Here is an 18869-nt window from a genome sequence, read left to right on the forward strand (position 1 = left end):
CGAACAGCCCGTGGTCGCGCACCGTCCGGCGGACCCGCCCGGCGGGACGGGAGGCCCCGACGGTGGACGCCCCGCGAAGGCCGTACGGGCTCGGTCCTCGGCGGTCATGCCCGGGAGCGCGTCACTCCCCGCGCAGGAAGGCGCGGATCCTGGACCAGCGGTCGGCGAAGCCCGCCTCGGCGCCGTGGCGGGTGGGCTGGTAGTAGCGCCGGTCCCTGAGCTCCTCGGGGGCGTACTCCTGGCGCACCAGGCCGTGCTCGAACTCGTGGGGGTACTTGTAGCCCCTGCCGTGGCCGAGCTGCTTGGCCCCGGCGTAGTGGGAGTCGCGCAGATGGTTGGGGACGTGGCCGATGTTGCCGCGCCGCACGTCCTCGGAGGCCGCGCCGATGGCGTTGATCACCGCGTTCGACTTGGGGGCCAGCGCGCAGTGGATCACGGCCTGGGCCAGGTTGAGCCGCCCCTCGGGCAGGCCGATGAACTCCACCGCCTGGGCGGCGGCCACCGCGATCTGCAGGCAGGTGGGGTCGGCCATGCCGACGTCCTCGGAGGCGAAGATGACGATCCTGCGGGCGATGAACCGGGGGTCCTCCCCCGCCTCGATCATCCGGGCGAGGTAGTGCAGCGCGGCGTCGGCGTCGGAGCCCCGCATGCTCTTGATGAAGCCGCTGATCACGTCGTAGTGCTGGTCGCCCTGGCGGTCGTAGCGCACGGCCGCCTTGTCGACCGCCCGTTCCACCACCTCGACGGTGACCTCGCCGTCGGCGATCAGCGCGGCGGCCTCCAGATAGGTGAGCGACCTGCGGGCGTCCCCACCGGCCAGCCGCACCAGGTGCTCGGCGGCCTCCGGCGCCAGGCTCACCCTCCCGTCCAGGCCGCGCGGATCGGCTACGGCGCGCTCCAGCACCACCCGGATGTCGTCCTCGGTCAGCGACTCCAACGTCAGCAGCAGCGAGCGCGACAGCAGGGGCGAGATGACGGAGAAGAAGGGGTTCTCGGTGGTGGCGCCGATGAAGGTGACCCAGCGGTTCTCCACGGCGGGCAGCAGGGCGTCCTGCTGCGCCTTGTTGAAGCGGTGCACCTCGTCGACGAACAGGACGGTCTGGCGGCCGGACATGCCCAGCTCGCGCCGGGCCTGCTCGATGGCCGCCCGGACCTCCTTGACGCCCGCCGACACCGCGGAGACCTCCACGAACCGGCGCTTGGTCACACCCGCCACCACGTAGGCGAGGGTGGTCTTGCCGGTGCCCGGAGGCCCCCACAGGAACAGCGACATCGGCGCCTCTGCCTCGACGAGGCGGCGCAGCGGCGTGCCGGAGCCCAGCAGGTGCCGCTGGCCGATCACCTCGTCCAGGCTCCGGGGGCGCATCCGCACCGCCAGGGGCTCCTGGCCGCGATGGGCCTCCTCCGCCGCCGAATCGAACAGGCTGTCCACGCCTGAGACAGTACCGCCGCCCGGCGGGGCCCCGGCCCTCCCGGACCCCGTGGGGCCCGGGGGCCGTACGGGCTCAGCTTCCCCAGACCGCGACGGCCCCGCTGTGCCCGGTCCGCACCACGTAGTAGAGCGCCACGACGGCCAGGACCACGGTCAGCGCCGAGACCACCAGCCCGGCCAGGCGGCCGAACCTGTCGCCGCGGGTGACGTAGACGAGGGCCGCGGAGACCACCCCGAGGGCGAAGGTGACGAGCATCAGGGGGGTGCCGAAGCTCGCGTGCTCGGTGATGCGCTCGCCGAGCTCCCCGCTCGCCGAGGCGAAGCGGCCCTCCTCCAGCGCCTCCCCGCTCTGCCGCGCCGCGAAGACGCTCACCGGAACGACCGGGGCGAGACCGACCACCGCCCAGGTGAGCACCGGCCGCGTGCGGGGCGCCAGGGCGTACACGGCGGCGAGCACCGCGAGGAGCGGCGTGAGGACCACGGCCGCGTGAACGATCAGGGGGTGAAGGGGCAGACCGAGGATCTCGTCGAACATGGGGGCACTCCGGTGGCGCGTGGTTCATCATCAGCAAGTACGGATCCCACCATGAGTGGGTTATGGGGAGCGTGAAGAGATACCGTCCTCCCCTCTGTCCCCATCTGATGAATTCCTCCACTTACGTACAGCACATGTCAGGGCCGGTACTCTTTTCGCCATCCCGTAACCATGGAACATCAATCTTGGAGGACATCGCGGTGAGCGCCGAGGACCGCCAGAGCCAGCTGGCTCGGGAACACAAGGAGCGGCAGGCGAAGCGTGCCGAGCAGACGACCGCGTCCAAGCGCAACGTCGTCATCGGAGCCGTCGCCGCACTGGTCGTCGTCGCGGGAGGACTGTTCGCCGGGGTCACCCTCCTCGGAAACGACGGCGACAACGTGAAGACACCGGCCGCCGCCAGTTCACCGGTTCCCTCGGAGACCGCCGCCGCGACGCCGGAGCCGACCTTCACCGCCAATCCGACCGACACGAAGTGCTCCTACCGCAAGGACACCAGCGGCAGCCCGGCGAAGACCGTGGGCATGCCGCCGACCAAGCCCAACCTGAAGCTGAAGACCATGACGATCACCACCAACCACGGCGACGTCGTGATCGACCTGGCGACCGCGCAGGCTCCCTGCACGGTCAACTCCTTCGCCTTCCTGGCCAGGAAGAACTTCTTCGACAACACCAAGTGCCACCGCCTGGCCACCCCCGAGAACTCCGGTCTGAGCCTGCTGCAGTGCGGCGACCCGCAGGCCAAGGCCGACGGGAAGAACCCCACCGACGGCCAGGGCAGCTCGGGCTACGTCTACGACAGCGAGAACCTCGGCGGGATCCCGTACACCAAGGGCACGATCGCGGTGGCCCAGGCGGTCGACGCCGTCAACCAGAACGGCAGCCAATTCTGGATCTCGCTGGGGGACGAGACCCAGCAGGTGGAGAAGGCCTACACGCCCTTCGGTGTCGTCTCCCAGGGCATGGAGATCCTGGAGAAGATCGCCAAGGGCGGGTGGATCACCAACCCCGACGACATCACCGGCGACGGCGGCTCCAACGCCCCCAAGATCCCGGTGGTCATCAAGAACGTGCGGCTCTCCTAGCCGGACCCGCGGCGGCCCGCCGCCACAGGACGCCCCGCCGGTCGTACGACCGGCGGGGCGTTTCCATGTCCGCACCCCGCGCGTGTCCGCATCCCGCACACGTCCGCACCTCGCGCATGTCCGCACCCGCACACGTCCGCCCCGCGCATGTCCACACCCCGCGCATGTCCACACCCCGCGCGTGTCCACACCCGTATACGTCCGCACCCGCACGTGCCCGCACTCAGAGCACACCCGTCTCGCGCGCCCCGGGCTCCGCGCGGCCGGTACCGGTCGTCACGGATCCCAGCGTGGCCGTACGCGGGCCTCGGGCCCTTCCCGCCCCCCGAGTCCCGGTGACCCCCGCCGGCTGCCCAGGAGGCCTGTGAGGCGCGCGGAGAGCGCTGTCACGGGCCGACCTCCCGCGATCTCCGGTCCCGGAACGCGGCGAGGGCCCCCGGAACACCGTCCGGGGGCCCTCGTCACACCTGGCTCACATGTCTCACGTCCGGGGCAGGCCCCGGGTCAGGCGTCGGCCTTGGGCTTGGCGTCGACGCCGGCCTCCTTGCGCTGCTCCCCCGTGATCGGGGTGGGCGCGCCGGTCAGCGGGTCGAACCCGGAGGCCGTCTTCGGGAAGGCGATGACGTCGCGGATGGAGTCGGTGCCCGCCAGGAGCATGCAGATCCGGTCCCAGCCGTAGGCGATGCCGCCGTGCGGCGGCGGGCCGTACTTGAACGCCTCCAGCAGGAAGCCGAACTTGCCCTCCGCGTCCTCCTTGGAGATGCCCAGCACGTCGAAGACGCGCTGCTGCATCTCGGCCCGGTGGATACGGATCGAGCCGCCGCCGATCTCCATGCCGTTGCAGACCATGTCGTAGGCGTAGGCCAGTGCCTCGCCGGGGTGGTCCTGGAAGGTGTCGGCCCACTCGGGCTTGGGACCGGTGAAGGGGTGGTGGACCGCGGTCCAGCCGCCCTCGCCGTCCTCCTCGAACATGGGGGCGTCGACGACCCACAGGAAGTTCCAGGCCGACTCGTCGATCAGGCCGCAGCGACGGCCGATCTCCAGGCGGGCCGCGCCGAGCAGGTCGCGGGAGGCGGAGGCCGCACCGGCCGCGAAGAAGATCGCGTCACCGGGCGCCGCGCCGACCTTGGCGGCCAGGCCGGCCGACTCGGTCTCCGACAGGTTCTTGGCGACCGGCCCGCCGAGCGTGCCGTCCTCGCCCACCAGCACGTAGGCCAGGCCCCTGGCACCGCGCGACTTGGCCCACTCCTGCCAGGCGTCCAGCTCCTTGCGGGTCTGCGAGGCGCCGCCCGGCATGACCACGGCGCCCACGTACGGCGCCTGGAACACGCGGAAGGTGGTGTCGGCGAAGAACTCCGTCATCTCGACGAGCTCCTGGCCGAAGCGCAGGTCGGGCTTGTCGGAGCCGTAGCGCGCCATGGCGTCCCGGTAGGTCATCCGGGGCAGGGGCGTCGGCAGGTCGTAGCCGACCGTCTCCTTCCAGATGCGGCCGACGAGCCTCTCGCCCAGCGCGATGACGTCGTCCTGGTCCACGAAGGACATCTCGACGTCGATCTGGGTGAACTCCGGCTGCCGGTCGGCGCGCAGGTCCTCGTCGCGGTAGCACTTGGCGAGCTGGTAGTAGCGCTCGAGCCCGGCGACCTGGAGGAGCTGCTTGAACAGCTGGGGCGACTGGGGCAGGGCGTACCAGCTGCCGGGCTGGAGGCGGACCGGGACCAGGAAGTCGCGGGCGCCCTCCGGGGTCGAGCGGGTCAGCGTCGGGGTCTCGACGTAGGTGAACCCCTGCTCGTTCATCACCTCGTGGGCGAGGTAGGTGGCCCGGGAGCGGATGCGCATGGCGTGCGCGACCTGCTGGCGGCGGATGTCGAGGTAGCGGTACTTCAGCCGCGCCTCCTCCGAGATGCCCGCGGTGCCCTCGATGGGGAACGGCAGCGGCGCGGACTCGCTGAGCACCTCGACCTCGGAGGCGACGACCTCGATCGCGCCGGTCGGCAGCTCGGGGTTCTCGTTGCCCTCGGGGCGGACCCGCACCTCTCCGACGACCTTGACGCAGTATTCGGCGCGCAGGCCGTGGGCGTCGTCCTCCTCGCGGAAGACCACCTGGGCCGAGCCCGAGGCGTCACGCAGGTCGATGAAGACCACGCCGCCGTGGTCGCGGCGCCGCGCCACCCACCCGGCGAGCGTCACCCGCTGCCCGGCGTGCTCCTCGCGCAGTGATCCCGCTTCGTGCGTGCGGATCATTTGTCCAGTCTCTCCTTCAACATCGTGACGATCTCGGCGAGCGGTACGGCGGTCTGGTCCCCGCTGCCCAGGTCCTTGACCTGCGCGACCCCGGCGGCGATGTCCCGCTCGCCGAGGATCACCGCGTAGCCGGCACCCGAGCGGTCGGCGCCCTTCATGGCGCCCTTGACACCCTTGCCGCCGAACGCCATGTCGGCGGCCAGGCCGGCCCGGCGCAGCTCGGTGACGAGCAGGAACATCCGGCGGCGTGCCTCCTCGCCCAGCGGCACACCGTACACCCGCACGCGCGACTCGGCGCTCTCGTCCCCGAACAGGCCCTCGGCCTCCATGGCCAGGACCGTGCGGTCGACGCCCAGCGCCCAGCCGACGCTGGGCAGGGCGGGCCCGCCGAGCATCTCGCTCAGCCCGTCGTAGCGGCCGCCGCCGCCCACCGCGGACTGCGAGCCGAGCCCGTCGTGGACGAACTCGAACGTGGTGCGCGTGTAGTAGTCGAGGCCGCGTACCAGCCGGGGGTCGTCGGTGTAGGCCACGCCTGAGGCGGTCAGCAGCGAGCGGACCTCCTCGTGGTAGGCCTTGCACGCCTCGCACAGGTGGTCGACGACCAGCGGCGCTCCGGCCAGCTGCGCCTGCACCTCGGGGCGCTTGTCGTCGAGCACGCGCAACGGATTGATCTCGATTCGCTGCCGGGTGGTCTCGTCGAGGTCGAGGCCGCGCAGGAAGTCCTGGAGCGCGGCCCGGTAGACGGGACGGCACTCCTTGTCACCCAGCGTGTTGATCAGCAGCCGGACCCCGGTGAGCCCCAGGGAGGCGTAGCCGTCGACGGCGAGCAGGATCAGCTCGGCGTCGAGCGCCGGGTCCTCGGAGCCCAGGGCCTCGGCGCCGACCTGCCAGAAGTGGCGGTAGCGGCCCTTCTGGGACTTCTCGTAGCGGAACTGGCTGCCCGAGTACCAGAGCTTCACCGGCAGCTGCCCGTTGTGCAGGCCGTGCTGCAGGACCGCCCGCACCACCGACGCGGTGCCCTCGGGGCGCAGTGTGAGGGAGCGCCCGCCCTTGTCCTCGAAGGTGTACATCTCCTTGGAGACGATGTCGGTCGACTCGCCGACACCGCGGACGAACAGCGCGGTGTCCTCGAAGACCGGGGTCTCGATGTAGCCGTAGCCCGCGCGGCGGGCGGGCTCGGTGAGCGCCTCGCGCACGGCGAGCGCCCGCTCGGAGCGCGGCGGAAGCCAGTCGAAGGTGCCCTTGGGCGCCTGCAAAGTCATTGTCTAAAGTCCCCTGCCGGGGCCGCGGTCGTGCCCGGCACCCGCGGGGCCCGCGGGATCCGCGGCCGCCCTCGCCTCCGCGAGATACGGGTTGGTGGCACGCTCGTGACCGATCGTGGTCTGTGGTCCGTGGCCGGGCAGGACCACCGTGTCCTCCGGCAGCGGCAGGCACTTGGCCGCCAGGCTGCGCAGGATGGTCGGGTAGTCGCCGCCCGGAAGGTCTGTGCGGCCGATGGAGCCGGCGAACAGCAGGTCGCCCGAGAACAGCACGTCCGGGATCTCCCGGGTGCTGGGCAGCCTGAACGTCACCGACCCCCTGGTATGGCCGGGGGCGTGGTCGACGGTGAGCTCCAGGCCCGCCAGCCGCAGCACCTCGCCGTCGGCGAGCTCGCGCACGTCGTCGGGCTCGGTGAAGGTGAGCCCCCCGAACATCTGCTGCTTCGTCGACAGCGACAGCCCCTTGCCGGGATCGGACAGAAGATCGCGGTCCTCCGGGTGGATCCACGCGGGAACGTCACGCGCGCCGCAGACCGGGGCGACCGACCACATGTGATCGATGTGACCGTGGGTGACCAGCACCGCGACCGGCTTGAGCCGGTGCTCGCGCAGCAGGTCGTCGAGGTCGCCGACGGCGTTCTGACCGGGATCGACGACCACGCACTCCTCGCCCGCGGCGGGAGCGACGACGTAACAGTTGGTCTGGAAGGACCCTGCGGGAAAGCCGGCGATGAGCATCTGCCTCAGCTGATCTCGTCAAGAATGCGGATGGGAATGTAACCGAAGGGTACCGGTGCGGGTCGGCGGGCTGCGAACCATTACCCATTGGCCGATACGATTCGCCCACCTCATTAAGTACTACTCGGCACTCGGGAGGGCGAAGCGGTGAGCGGCAAGGAGCGTCAGAAGCAGTTGGCGCGCGAGCACTACGAGCGGCAGACGCAGCGACGCGTCGAACGTGAGTCCAAGGCCAAGCGCAACGCGATCATCGGCAGCACCGCGGCCGGTGTGATCGTGGTGGCGGGTGTGATCGCCGCGACGACCATGTTCGGGGGCTCCGACACGACGGCGACCGCGACCACCGACCCGGCGCCGTCCGACAACGCCTCGCCGGCCGCGTCGGCGGCGGCCGGAGCGCAGCCGAAGGCCTTCGACCCGGCGAGCGGCACCTGTGGCTACGCCCCGGAGGCCGGTGGCGGCCCGGCCAAGAACGTGGGCCTGCCCCCGGAGAAGGTCGACCTGACGCCCAAGAAGATGACCCTGAAGACCAACCAGGGCGACATCGTCATCAAGGTGTCGGCCGACAAGACACCGTGCACGGTCAACTCCTTCGCCTTCCTGGCGCAGAAGAAGTACTTCGACGGTTCCAAGTGCCACCGGCTGGGTTCCGACCAGTTCCCGATGCTGCAGTGCGGCGACCCGCTGGCCAAGGCCGACGGCAAGGGCCAGACCGACGGCCAGGGCGGCCCCGGCTACCGTTTCGTGAACGAGAACCTGGAGGGCGCCAAGTACACGCGCGGTGTCGTGGCCATGGCCAACAGCGGTCCCGACACCAACGGCAGCCAGTTCTTCATCGTCTTCGGCGACGCCCCGCTGAGCCCGGACTACACACCGTTCGGTACGGTCACCAAGGGTCTGGAGATCCTCGACAAGGTGAACAAGGCCGGCGTCATCACCCCGGGCCCCGACGGCACGGGGGCACCGAAGGAAACCGTCGAAATCAAAGACGTGACAATGTCCAGTTAGAGCTGACGTAATACATACAAGGGGCGGTAAGTCCCGAAAGGCTGATGAAAGTGCGGGAGGACACGGTGAGCACCGACCCGTGGGGCCGGGTAGACGACGACGGCACCGTCTACGTACGTACGGCTGAGGGAGAGCGGGCCGTCGGGTCCTGGAAGGCCGGCGAACCGGAGGAGGCGCTTGCCTACTTCCATCGCAAGTTCGACGAGCTGGCCGGGCAGGTCACCCTGCTGGAACAGCGGGTTCGTGGCACCGACCTGCCACCCGCCCAGGCCGAGGCGACGATCGTCAAGCTCCGTGAGGCGATCACCGACGCGCACGCGGTCGGCGATCTCGACGCGCTGCTGGGCCGCCTCAACGCCCTCACGGAGCTGGTCGCCCAGCGCCGGGAGGAGGTCAAGGCCGCCCGCGACGTGGCCAGGGCCGAGGCCAAGGGTGTCAAGGAGCGGATCGTCGCCGAGGCCGAGCGCATCGCCGACGACACGACCCACTGGAAGACCGGTGGCGAGCGGCTGCGCCAGCTGATCGAGGAGTGGAAGGCCGCCGAGCGCATCGACCGGGTGACCGAGGCGGCGCTGTGGAAGCGTCTCTCGGCGGCCCGTACGGCCTTCGCCAAGCGGCGCAAGGCCTACTTCGCGGGTCTGGACGAGCAGCGAGAGGGCGTGCGTTCCACCAAGGAGCGCATCGTGGCCGAGGCCGAGACGCTGGCCTCATCCACCGACTGGGGCGCCACCGCGTCGGCCTACCGCGAGCTGATGCAGGAGTGGAAGACGGCGGGCAGGGCCTCACGCGAGGTCGAGGACGAGCTCTGGGGCCGTTTCAAGGGCGCCCAGGACCAGTTCTTCCAGGCGCGTTCTGCCGTCTTCGCCGAGCGCGACGCCTCGCTGGCGGCCAACGCCGAGATCAAGGAGCAGCTCCTAGTCGAGGCGGAGAAGATCCTTCCGGTCACCGACGCCCGCGCCGCCAGGGGTGCCCTGCGCAACCTCCTGGAGCGCTGGGAGGCCGCGGGCCCGGTCCCGCGCGAGCAGCGCGACCGCCTTGAGGGCGGCCTGCGCAAGATCGACGACGCGGTCCGCAAGGCCGAGGAGACGGAGTGGAAGCGCTCCAACCCCGAGGCCCGCGCCCGCGCCCAGAACACGGTCGACCAGCTGCGCAAGTCGATCGCGCAGCTGGAGGGCCGCCTGGCCAAGGCCAGGGACGCCGGCAAGGACAAGGACGTCAAGGACTCCGAGGAGGCCCTGGCCGCCCGCCGTTCCTGGCTGGAGGAGGCGGAGCGCACGCTCGCCGAGTTCTCCTGACCCCCGGCTGACACGCGCCACCAGGGCCGCGGGGAGCACTCCTGCCACGGAGTGCCCCCGCGGCCCTGCCGTTTGCTACGGGGTCGTCAGAGGGTCGTACGGGACGGTGGGAGGAACCGGGTTCACCACGGCCACCGCCGAACACACCGGCCGCCGAGGAGGCGTACGGGAGGACCCGGCCGCCGCCGAACACACCGACCGCCGAGGGGGCGTGCGGGACGGCGGAAAGGGACGCCTCAGGAGCCGGCGCCGCTGACCCGGTAGACGTCGTAGACGCCCTGGATGTTGCGGACGGCCTTCAGGACGTGGCCCAGGTGCTTGGGGTCGCCCATCTCGAAGGTGAACTTGCTGATCGCCACCCTGTCCCTGGACGTCGTCACCGACGCCGACAGGATGTTGACGTGCTGGTCGGAGAGGGTCCGGGTCACGTCGGAGAGCAGCCGGGGCCGGTCGAGCGCCTCGACCTGCAGCGCGACCAGGAACACCGAGTCGTCGGCGGCGGACCAGGCGACCTCGACCAGGCGGTCGGGCTCCGACTGGAGCTGGTCCATGTTGGGGCAGTTGGTGCGGTGCACCGACACGCCGTGCCCGCGGGTGACGAAGCCGACGATCTCGTCGCCGGGCACCGGGGTGCAACATCGCGACAGGCGCACCCACACGTCGGAGTCGCCCGCGACGACCACTCCCGCGCCGCCGCTGCCGCGGGGACGCCCGCGCAGCTTGGTCGGCACGGAGGTCTCGGCGATGTCGTCCTCGGCGCCCTCGACCCCCCCGATGGACGTCACGAGCTTCTGCACGACCGTCTGCGCGGCCACGTGGCCCTCACCGACGGCCGCGTAGAGCGCGGAGACGTCCGGATAGCGCAGGTCCCTGGCGAGGGCCAGGAGGGACTCTCCGGACATCAGGCGCTGCAGCGGCAGGCCCTGCTTGCGCATGGCGCGGCCGATCGCCTCCTTGCCCGCCTCGATCGCGGTCTCGCGGCGTTCCTTGGAGAACCACTGCCGGATCTTGTTGCGGGCCCGGCCGGACTTGACGAACTTCAGCCAGTCGCGCGAGGGGCCCGCGTCGGGCGACTTGGAGGTGAAGATCTCCACGGTGTCGCCGTTGCCCAGGCGCGACTCCAAGGGCACCAGGCGGCCGTTGACCCTGGCCCCGATGCAGCGGTGGCCGACCTCGGTGTGCACGGCGTAGGCGAAGTCGACGGGCGTCGCGTTCTCCGGCAGGGCGATGACCTGGCCCCTGGGGGTGAAGACGTAGACCTCCGAGACCGACAGGTCGAACCTGAGCGACTCCAGGAACTCGCCCGGGTCGGCGGTCTCCTTCTGCCAGTCGAGGAGCTGGCGCAGCCAGGCCATGTCGCTGGCGGGCTTCAGCTTCGCCCCGGGAGGACCCGCGGTGGTCATGTCCTCCTTGTACTTCCAGTGCGCCGCCACGCCGTACTCGGCCCTGTGGTGCATGCCGTGGGTGCGGATCTGCAGCTCCACCGGCTTGCCCTCGGGGCCGATGACCGTGGTGTGCAGCGACTGGTACATGTTGAACTTGGGCATCGCGATGTAGTCCTTGAACCGGCCGGGGACCGGGTTCCATCGCGCGTGGATCGTGCCGAGCGCCGCGTAGCAGTCGCGGACCGAGTCGACCAGCACCCGGATGCCGACCAGGTCGTAGATGTCGTCGAAGGCGACGTCCCTGGCGATCATCTTCTGGTAGACGGAGTAGTAGTGCTTGGGGCGCCCCTTGACGGCCGCGCGGATCTTGGCGTCGCGCAGGTCTCCGGAGACCTTCTCGATGACCTCCTGCAGGAACAGGTCCCTGCGCGGGGCCCGCTCCGACACCATCCGGGCGATCTCGTCGTACCGCTTGGGGTAGAGCATGGCGAACGCGAGGTCCTCCAGCTCCCACTTGATGGTGTTCATGCCCAGCCGGTGGGCGAGCGGCGCGAAGATCTCCAGCGTCTCCCGCGACTTCTGGTGCCGCTTGTGCTCGGGCAGGTAGCGCATGGTGCGCATGTTGTGCAGCCGGTCGGCGAGCTTGATCACCAGCACCCGGATGTCGCGGGACATCGCCACGACCATCTTGCGCACGGTCTCGGCCTCGGCGGCGGCGCCGAACTTGACCTTGTCGAGCTTGGTGACGCCGTCGACCAGCAGCGCGATGTTGTCGCCGAAGTCCGAGCGCAGCTCGTCGAGGCCGTAGGCGGTGTCCTCGACGGTGTCGTGCAGCAGCGCCGCGCACAGCGTCTCGTCGTCGGTGCCGAGCTCGGCCAGGATCGTGGCGACCGCCAGCGGGTGGGTGATGTACGGGTCGCCGCTCTTACGCTTCTGGTCGCGGTGGTGGTAGGCGGCCACGTCGTAGGAGCGCTCGATGAGCCGGAGGTCCGCCTTCGGATGGGTCGCGCGGACCGTCCGGAACAGCGGCTCCAGGACCGGATTCATGCCGCCACCCCATTGCCCCCCAAAACGTGCGAGCCTTCGCCTTACCGCCGGCTTCTCCTCAGCGGCTCCGGACATGGCGGAACCGGCATCGCCTGCTGGGACGGCCGTCTCGGGACCGCCACCGCCGACGGTCGTGTCGGGGACGACCACATCACGGGGCACTCAGACTCCTTACGTTCGAGTCCAGATCCCTCAGTGTATCCAGACCGGGTTGTGTGCTTTTGTCCGCGGGGTCGATCAGACGACGACGAGAGTGTGCAGCTCCACGTCGGTCAGGCGCTCGCGGCCCTTGAGGAAGGCCAGCTCCATGAGCACGGCGATCGCGACGACGTCGGCGCCCGCCCTGCGGACCAGCTCCACCGCCGCGCGCGCCGTACCTCCCGTGGCGAGCACGTCATCGACGATGAGGACGCGCTCCCCGGGGGCGAAGGCGTCCCGGTGAACCTCGATGGTGGCGGAGCCGTACTCCAGATCGTAGGACGCCTCAAGCGTCTCAGAGGGCAGTTTGCCTTTCTTCCGTACCGGGACGAAGCCCGCGCCCGCCCGGATCGCGACCGGGGCGGCCAGGATGAAGCCCCGCGCCTCGATCCCGACGATCTTGTCCACCTGGTACAGCCCGGCCAGCTCCTCGGTCACCGCGGTGAACGCCACCGGGTCGGCGAGCAGGGGGGTGATGTCCTTGAACAGCACCCCGCGCTGCGGGTAGTCGGGCACGTCGCGGATGCGGTCGAGGATCAGGCTGCTCAGGTCGGTCATGGCCGGCGCTCCTGTGGAGGTCTCGGGACGGCGGACACCGGGGCCGGTGCCGCCGAGGGTACGGGGAGGGCGAAAAGGAACCGGGGAGGTACGGAAAACGCCTCCGCTCCCTGTGCGGGGAGCGGAGGCGCGGACGTGCCCGTGCTTACTTCTTCTTCCGTTTGTCGCCGGCGGAGGTGGCTCCGCCCGCGGTCGCGGCGGCGCCGTTGGAGGCTCCCGCGGTGACCGGCTGGCGCACCGTCTTGACGCCGGAGCTCCCGCCGTGGGCGGCGAGCCTGCGGGCGAGCGCCTGGTAGCGCGGCTCGCGCTCCTTGAGCGTGACCAGCAGCGGCGTCGCGACGCACAGCGAGGAGTAGGTGCCGACGAGCATGCCGACGAACAGCGACAGCGACAGGTCCTTCAGCGTTCCCGCGCCGAACAGCGTGGTGCCGATGAACAGGATCGCCGCGACCGGCAGGATCGCCACCAGGGTGGTGTTCAGCGACCGGATCAGCGTGTGGTTCAGCGCGTTGTTGGCGGCCTCGGTGTAGGTGAGCTTGGAGGTCGTGCCGAGCTTGGCGGTGACCTCCTTGATCATGTCGAAGACGACGACGGCGTCGTACAGCGAGTATCCGAGGATCGTCAGGAAGCCCAGCAGGGTGGCCGGGGTGACCTCGAAGCCGGACCACGCGTAGACGCCGGCGGTGATCACCAGGTCGTGCAGCAGCGCCACGACGGCGGCCAGCGCCATCTTCCACTCGAAGGCCATCGTCAGGTACAGGATGATCGCCAGCATGAAGACGATCAGGCCGATGATGGCCTTGTTGGCCACCTGACCGCCCCACGAGGCGCCGATGACCTGCAGGTTGACCTGGTCGGCCGGCAGCTTGAACTCGCTGGCGACCGCCTTCTGGACGGCGGTGACCTGGTCGGCCGGGAGGCTCTCCGTGGTGACCCGCCAGCCGTTCTGGGTCGTCTGCGCGATGACCTGGTGCGCACCGGCCTCGGTGAACGTGGCGCGCACCTGCTCGATGTTGGCGGTCGGCGCCTTGAAGGAGAAGACGGACCCGCCCTTGAACTCCACGCCCAGGTTGAGGCCGTTGAAGACCAGACCGGCGATGGAGATCACCAGCAGAACTGCGGAAAGGGAGTACCAGAGCTTCTTGCGGCCGACGAAGTCGACGTCGACCTCGCCCCGGTACAGCCGGCGCGCGATGCCGGACATCAGGCCTCCTGCGGAACGGACTTGGGCGCGACGGGGGCCTCACTCATGCGCTCGGCGTCGAGCCCGGAGAGCTTGTGCCCCTTGGCGAAGAACGGCAACCTGGCCAGCATCGCGACGAACGGCTTGGTGAACATGAACACCACCGCGATGTCGATGAGCGTGGTCAGGCCCATGGCGAAGGCGAACCCGGCCACACCGCCGACGGCCAGGAAGTAGAGGACCACGGCGGCGATGAACATGACGGCGTCGGCGATGAGGATCGTCCGCCGGGCGCGGACCCAGGCGACCTCGATGGCCGTGCGCAGCGAGCGCCGGCCCTCCTTCATCTCGTCGCGGATCCGTTCGAAGTAGACGATGAACGAGTCCGCGGTGATACCGATCGAGACGATCAGTCCGATGATGTGCGGCAGCGAGAGGCGGAAGCCCGCGAACGCGCCGAGCAGCACGACGGCCTGGTAGGTCACGACCGTGGCCACCACGAGGCTCAGCACCGACACGACGCCCAGGCCGCGGTAGTAGAGCATCGAGTAGACGACGACCAGCAGGAGGCCGATCGCGCCCGCGATGAGGCCGCCGCGCAGCTGGTCGGCGCCCAGAGTGGAGGAGACCTCCTCGATGGAGCTCTTCTCGAACTTCAGCGGCAGCGCGCCGTACTTGAGCTGGTTGGCCAGCTCGTCGGCCGTCACCTGGGTGAAGCTGCCGGAGATCTGCGCCCGGCCCCCGGTGATGGGCTCCTGGATGACGGGCGCGGAGATGACCACGCCGTCGAGGACCATGGCGACCTGGTTGCGGGGGGCCGCCGAGTTGAAGGCGGTGGTGGTGACCTTCGACCACTGGTCGGGGCCCTGGCCCTTGAAGGCGAGCTGGACGAGCCACTCACCGGTGGTCTGGTCGACGCCGGAGGACGCGCTGTCGATCGAGGTGCCGGTCACGGCCGCCTTGTCGAGCACGAACTTGGTGCTGCCGTCCTGGCTGCAGCCGACGTACTGCTTGTCCGGCGCGTCCTGGGCGCCCACCCCGGCGTCCTTGGCGCAGTCGAGCGTCTCGAACCGCTTGAGCGCCGCGGGGTCGATCCCGTTGGTGTCGACGCCCGCCATGGGGTCGTCGGGCGCCGCGGGCGGGGCCGACGGCGGGGCGCTGGCGTCGGGGGCCGCGCTCTTGCCCGGCTTGGCGGACTTGTCGCCGCTCGGCTCGGCTGAGGGCGCGGGGGTGGCGCCGGGGCTCGGGTTGGTGAGCGCCGACGACAGGGCGCGCCCGGCCGGGGTGGCTCCCGTGTCGGGCGCGGCGGTCGCGTCCGGCTTCGGGGTCTGCGACCCGGCGGGCTTGGACTCCTTGTCCCCCTTGCGCCCGGAGGCGCTGGGCGTGGGAGCCGGCGTCGGCGCCTGGGTGGAGAGCTGCCCCGGGGGCGGAGGCGACCCGGCCCCGATCGCCAGCACTTGGCGGAACCTCAGCTCCGCGGTGGTGCCGACCAGCTTGACGACTTCCTCCTGGCCGGCTCCGGGAACGGAGATGACGATGTTGTCGCCGGATTTGGCGACCTCGGCGTCGGAGATGCCGCTGCCGTTCACCCGCTCGCGGATGATGTTCACCGCGAGGTCGAGGCTCTCCTGCGAGGGAGCGCTCCCGTTCGGCGTGACGGGCTGCAGCGTCACGGTCGTGCCGCCGGCGAGGTCGAGGCCATACTCCGGCGTGTACGCCTTGTTGAGGAGCATCGCCCCGCCCATGGCGAGAATGATCGCCAGAAGCACCAGGAGCATGCGCCCCGGTCTGCTCTGGCCGCTGGTCGGTCGGGCCACTGGTCGTCAGTTCTTTCGGTTATAGGGGGTTGGAGGTGAGGCTACTCACGGCTTCTTGGTCGTCGTGTCGTGGTCTGCACCCTGCTGTTCCGCCGTCTCCACGACAACATCGTGGTCGACAGCCTTGACATTCTCCTCCTCCGCGTCGTCAACCGGAACCAGGACGCGGCCGATGGCCGCCTTGACCCAGCGGGTCTCCACGCCGGGGGCGATCTCCAGGATCACGTCGTCGGCGTCGATGGCCACCACGGTCGCGAAGAGACCCGTCGTGGTCATGACGCCGGTGCCCGGCGTGAGACTGTTCTGCATCTTGGCCTGCTCCTGCTGCCGCTTGCGCTGCGGCCGGATGAGCAGGAAGTAGAACACCACGACCATGAGAGCGATCATGATCAGGCTCGAATAGTTGCCGCCCACAGGGCCGCTCCCTCTCTTGAGATTGACCGGCGGAAGCCGGACGTCACATACGGCCACGCCGCTCAGCACGTCAGCCTACACAGCCATCCAAGGCTCGGAGTTTAGGCGAGCTGTTAAGAGCGCGGCAACGAAGTCACGTTCCGGCACGCAGGGAAGTTCCCATTTCGATACAGTTGTCATCGATCTGTGATCAATCCTGTACGACTTCCCTACCGACTCCCAACGTTAGACGCGCCCGGGATCATCCTCAAGATCGATGAGGAACGAGGCGCCGAAGGCGTCAGGCGGGGGCACCAGCCCCAGGTGGGTCCAGGCCGCCGCGGTCGCCACCCGGCCACGGGGGGTGCGGGCCAGCAGCCCCTGCCGCACCAGGAACGGCTCGGCGACCACCTCGACCGTCTCCGGCTCCTCCCCCACCGCGACCGCCAGCGTCGACAGGCCCACCGGGCCGCCGCCGAACTTGCGCAGCAGCGCCCCGAGCACCGCCCGGTCGAGCCTGTCGAGCCCTTCCGCGTCGACCTCGTAGAGGTTGAGCGCGGCGGAGGCGACGTCCCTGGTGACGACGCCCTCGGCGCGCACCTCGGCGAAGTCGCGGACCCGGCGCAGCAGCCGGTTGGCGATGCGGGGGGTGCCCCGGGAGCGGCCGGCGATCTCGCGGGCGGCGTCGCCGGGGAGCGTGACGCCCAGCAGGCGTGAGGAGCGGTGCAGCACCTGCTCCAGCTCGTCGACCCCGTAGAAGTCCATGTGCGCGACGAAACCGAAGCGGTCGCGCAGCGGCGCGGGGAGCATGCCGGCCCGGGTGGTGGCCCCGACCAGGGTGAACGGGGCGATCTCCAGGGGGATCGCGGTCGCCCCCGGCCCCTTGCCCACCACGATGTCGACGCGGAAGTCCTCCATCGCGAGGTAGAGCATCTCCTCGGCGGGCCTGGCCATCCGGTGGATCTCGTCGATGAACAGGACCTCGCCCTCGGAGAGGGTCGACAGGATCGCCGCGAGGTCACCGGCCCGCTCCAGCGCGGGCCCGGAGGTGATCCGGAGGGGCACCGAGAGCTCGGTCGCGATGATCATGGCGAGGGTGGTCTTGCCCAGCCCGGGGCCGCCGCTCATCAGCACGTGGTCCGGCGGCCGGTCGCGCCGCAGCGCGCTCTGCAGCACCAGCGACAGCTGCTCGCGCACCCGCGCCTGGCCGATGAACTCCTCCAGCCGCTTGGGCCGCAGCGCCGCCTCGATGTATCTCTCGTCGCCCTCGGCGTCCGGCGACACCAGATCACGGTCGGAACTCACGCCGCCCCTCCCCCGCTCGCCGCGTCGCGGAACCGCCCGAGCCCTTCGGGCACCGCGCGACGGCTCCTTCCAGGATCTCCCGGCACACGCCGCCCTGCGGCACGCTCGCCCCTCATCGCACGCTCAGCGCGCGGAGCGCGGCCTTGAGCAGGGCTCCCACCTGCGGGGCGCGGCCCTCGGCCAGCTCGGCGTCGGCCTGCGGCTCGACGGCGGCGACCGCCTCGTCGGCGTCTCGCCCCGAGTAGCCCAGGCCGACCAGCCCGGAGTGGACCTGGGTGCGCCAGGCGGGCGCGACGGCGCGGCCGTCGAGGGCGGCGTTGACGGCCTCCTCGGGCGTGCCGAGCTTGTTCTTGAGGTCGACGATGATCCGCTGGGCGCCCTTCGGGCCCACCCCGGGGACCCTGGTCAGCGCCTTGACGTCGGCGGAGGCCACCGCCACCCGCAGCGCGTCGGGAGTGTGCACGGCCAGCATCGCCAGGGCGACCTTGGGGCCGACCCCGCTGGCCGTCTGCAGCATCTCGAAGATGCCGCGCTCGTCGTCGGTGGTGAAGCCGAACAGGGTGAGCGACTCCTCGCGGACCACCAGCGAGGTGGCCAGCCTGGCCTCCTCGCCCGTCCTGAGCGTCGCCAGCGTGCCCGGCGTGCAGTGCACGAGGACTCCCACCCCGCCGACCTCGACGACCGCCCCGCCGGGCGTGATCGCGGTCACCTGTCCTCGCACCGAGGCGATCACTTGGCGGTTCCTCTCGGGTGTCCGGCCCTGCCACGGCCGCGGAAGTAGGCGGCGGGGGTCGTGGTGGCGCCCGCCGCCTTCGCGGCGGCCTCGGCCAGCCTGCTCTGGGCCCCGCCCCGCCACACGTGGCAGATCGCGAGGGCGAGCGCGTCGGCCGCGTCGGCGGGCTTGGGCATGGCGTCCAGCCGCAGCAGGCGGGTCACCATCGTGCCGACCTGCTGCTTGTCGGCCGTGCCGCTGCCGGTGATGGCGGCCTTGACCTCGGACGGCGTGTGCAGCGCGACCGGCAGGCCCCTGCGGGACGCGCACAGGATCGCCACGGCGGAGGCCTGCGCGGTGCCCATCACGGTCCTGAGGTTGTGCTGGGCGAAGACCCGCTCCACGGCCACCGCGTCGGGCCGGACCTCGTCGAGCCACTGCTCGATGCCCGCCTCGATCGCCACCAGCCGGGCGCCGATCTCGTCGTCGGCGGGGGTGCGGACGACCCCGACCTTGACCAGGCTCAGCGGCGCGCCGGGCCGCCCCACGACGGCGCCGAGCCCGCATCGGGTAAGCCCGGGATCGACCCCCATCACCCGCAACTCGGGCAACCGCACCGACACGCCTCCGCTCGCCGAACACCTGTTCGGTGGCAGACTCTACCGCGTGGGAGCGGCC

At 70.6% G+C, this 18869-nt stretch carries 16 protein-coding genes; 3 read left to right on the plus strand and 13 right to left on the minus strand.

Annotated elements, in window-relative coordinates; all coding sequences use genetic code 11:
- Positions 1-121: 121 nt before the first annotated feature.
- Together AC5L38_RS37640 and AC5L38_RS37645 are read right to left on the minus strand one after the other, a co-directional pair.
- Positions 122-1432 carry a replication-associated recombination protein A gene (locus AC5L38_RS37640; protein WP_495247582.1) on the minus strand — a complete coding sequence of 437 codons (1311 nt, stop codon included), beginning with the start codon at positions 1430-1432 and terminating at the stop codon, positions 122-124.
- A 73-nt stretch (positions 1433-1505) separates the two neighbouring features.
- Positions 1506-1967 carry a hypothetical protein gene (locus tag AC5L38_RS37645; RefSeq protein ID WP_495247583.1) on the minus strand — a complete coding sequence of 154 codons (462 nt, stop codon included), beginning with the start codon at positions 1965-1967 and terminating at the stop codon, positions 1506-1508.
- 185 nt (positions 1968-2152) lie between these two features.
- Here AC5L38_RS37645 and AC5L38_RS37650 point away from each other — a divergent pair, with 185 nt between their 5' ends.
- Positions 2153-3052, plus strand: a complete 900-nt coding sequence (locus tag AC5L38_RS37650; protein ID WP_495247584.1) for a peptidylprolyl isomerase — start codon at positions 2153-2155, stop codon at positions 3050-3052.
- A gap of 504 nt (positions 3053-3556) precedes the next feature.
- Here the strand turns inward: AC5L38_RS37650 and aspS are convergent.
- Genes aspS through AC5L38_RS37665 form a run of 3 tightly spaced genes read right to left on the minus strand, consistent with a single transcriptional unit; the run spans position 3557 to position 7290 of the window.
- On the minus strand, positions 3557-5293 hold the full coding sequence (gene aspS / locus AC5L38_RS37655) for an aspartate--tRNA ligase (RefSeq protein ID WP_495247585.1): 1737 nt from the start codon (positions 5291-5293) through the stop codon (positions 3557-3559).
- Positions 5290-6555 carry a histidine--tRNA ligase gene (gene hisS / locus AC5L38_RS37660; protein WP_495247586.1) on the minus strand — a complete coding sequence of 422 codons (1266 nt, stop codon included), beginning with the start codon at positions 6553-6555 and terminating at the stop codon, positions 5290-5292. The genes aspS and hisS overlap by 4 nt, the downstream gene beginning before the upstream one ends.
- Positions 6556-6558: 3 nt before the next feature.
- Complete coding sequence (locus AC5L38_RS37665) at positions 6559-7290, minus strand: MBL fold metallo-hydrolase (protein WP_495247587.1); 732 nt, start codon at positions 7288-7290, stop codon at positions 6559-6561.
- A gap of 147 nt (positions 7291-7437) precedes the next feature.
- On the opposite strand from AC5L38_RS37665, the gene AC5L38_RS37670 reads away from it, so the two are divergent.
- Complete coding sequence (locus tag AC5L38_RS37670; protein ID WP_495247588.1) at positions 7438-8298, plus strand: peptidylprolyl isomerase; 861 nt, start codon at positions 7438-7440, stop codon at positions 8296-8298.
- 65 nt (positions 8299-8363) lie between these two features.
- Complete coding sequence (locus tag AC5L38_RS37675; RefSeq protein WP_495247589.1) at positions 8364-9593, plus strand: DUF349 domain-containing protein; 1230 nt, start codon at positions 8364-8366, stop codon at positions 9591-9593.
- A gap of 236 nt (positions 9594-9829) precedes the next feature.
- Here AC5L38_RS37675 and AC5L38_RS37680 read toward each other — a convergent pair whose 3' ends face one another.
- From AC5L38_RS37680 to ruvC, 8 genes are all read right to left on the minus strand, one after another.
- Positions 9830-12025: a RelA/SpoT family protein gene (locus AC5L38_RS37680; protein WP_350967490.1), complete on the minus strand. Its 2196-nt coding sequence runs from the start codon at positions 12023-12025 to the stop codon at positions 9830-9832.
- A 237-nt stretch (positions 12026-12262) separates the two neighbouring features.
- On the minus strand, positions 12263-12781 hold the full coding sequence (locus AC5L38_RS37685) for an adenine phosphoribosyltransferase (protein ID WP_495247590.1): 519 nt from the start codon (positions 12779-12781) through the stop codon (positions 12263-12265).
- A 145-nt stretch (positions 12782-12926) separates the two neighbouring features.
- On the minus strand, positions 12927-13985 hold the full coding sequence (gene secF, locus AC5L38_RS37690; RefSeq protein ID WP_495247591.1) for a protein translocase subunit SecF: 1059 nt from the start codon (positions 13983-13985) through the stop codon (positions 12927-12929).
- The gene (gene secD, locus AC5L38_RS37695) at positions 13985-15742 is read right to left on the minus strand and encodes a protein translocase subunit SecD (protein ID WP_495247592.1); all 1758 of its coding nucleotides are present in this window, start codon (positions 15740-15742) and stop codon (positions 13985-13987) included. The genes secF and secD overlap by 1 nt, the downstream gene beginning before the upstream one ends.
- 84 nt (positions 15743-15826) lie before the next feature.
- Entirely contained in the window at positions 15827-16195 is a 369-nt protein-coding gene (gene yajC, locus AC5L38_RS37700; protein ID WP_495247593.1) for a preprotein translocase subunit YajC, read from the minus strand.
- Between the two features lie 225 nt (positions 16196-16420).
- The gene (ruvB, locus tag AC5L38_RS37705) at positions 16421-17479 is read right to left on the minus strand and encodes a Holliday junction branch migration DNA helicase RuvB (protein ID WP_495247594.1); all 1059 of its coding nucleotides are present in this window, start codon (positions 17477-17479) and stop codon (positions 16421-16423) included.
- 112 nt (positions 17480-17591) lie between these two features.
- Positions 17592-18212 carry a Holliday junction branch migration protein RuvA gene (gene ruvA / locus AC5L38_RS37710; RefSeq protein WP_495247595.1) on the minus strand — a complete coding sequence of 207 codons (621 nt, stop codon included), beginning with the start codon at positions 18210-18212 and terminating at the stop codon, positions 17592-17594.
- Entirely contained in the window at positions 18209-18793 is a 585-nt protein-coding gene (gene ruvC / locus AC5L38_RS37715) for a crossover junction endodeoxyribonuclease RuvC (RefSeq protein ID WP_495247639.1), read from the minus strand. Before ruvC ends, ruvA begins: the two co-directional genes overlap by 4 nt.
- Positions 18794-18869: the final 76 nt, after the last annotated feature.

This window comes from Streptosporangium nanhuense, from assembly GCF_059358815.1.

What these genes read in the sequence shown, in the direction of transcription:
- secD (WP_495247592.1), bottom strand. Translation starts at nt 15,742, where the DNA reads ATGCTCCTGGTGCTTCTGGCGATCATTCTCGCCATGGGCGGGGCGATG.
- hisS (WP_495247586.1), bottom strand. Translation starts at nt 6,555, where the DNA reads ATGACTTTGCAGGCGCCCAAGGGCACCTTCGACTGGCTTCCGCCGCGC.
- secF (WP_495247591.1), bottom strand. Translation starts at nt 13,985, where the DNA reads ATGTCCGGCATCGCGCGCCGGCTGTACCGGGGCGAGGTCGACGTCGAC.
- AC5L38_RS37680 (WP_350967490.1), bottom strand. Translation starts at nt 12,025, where the DNA reads ATGAATCCGGTCCTGGAGCCGCTGTTCCGGACGGTCCGCGCGACCCAT.
- AC5L38_RS37645 (WP_495247583.1), bottom strand. Translation starts at nt 1,967, where the DNA reads ATGTTCGACGAGATCCTCGGTCTGCCCCTTCACCCCCTGATCGTTCAC.
- aspS (WP_495247585.1), bottom strand. Translation starts at nt 5,293, where the DNA reads ATGATCCGCACGCACGAAGCGGGATCACTGCGCGAGGAGCACGCCGGG.
- AC5L38_RS37685 (WP_495247590.1), bottom strand. Translation starts at nt 12,781, where the DNA reads ATGACCGACCTGAGCAGCCTGATCCTCGACCGCATCCGCGACGTGCCC.
- AC5L38_RS37665 (WP_495247587.1), bottom strand. Translation starts at nt 7,290, where the DNA reads ATGCTCATCGCCGGCTTTCCCGCAGGGTCCTTCCAGACCAACTGTTAC.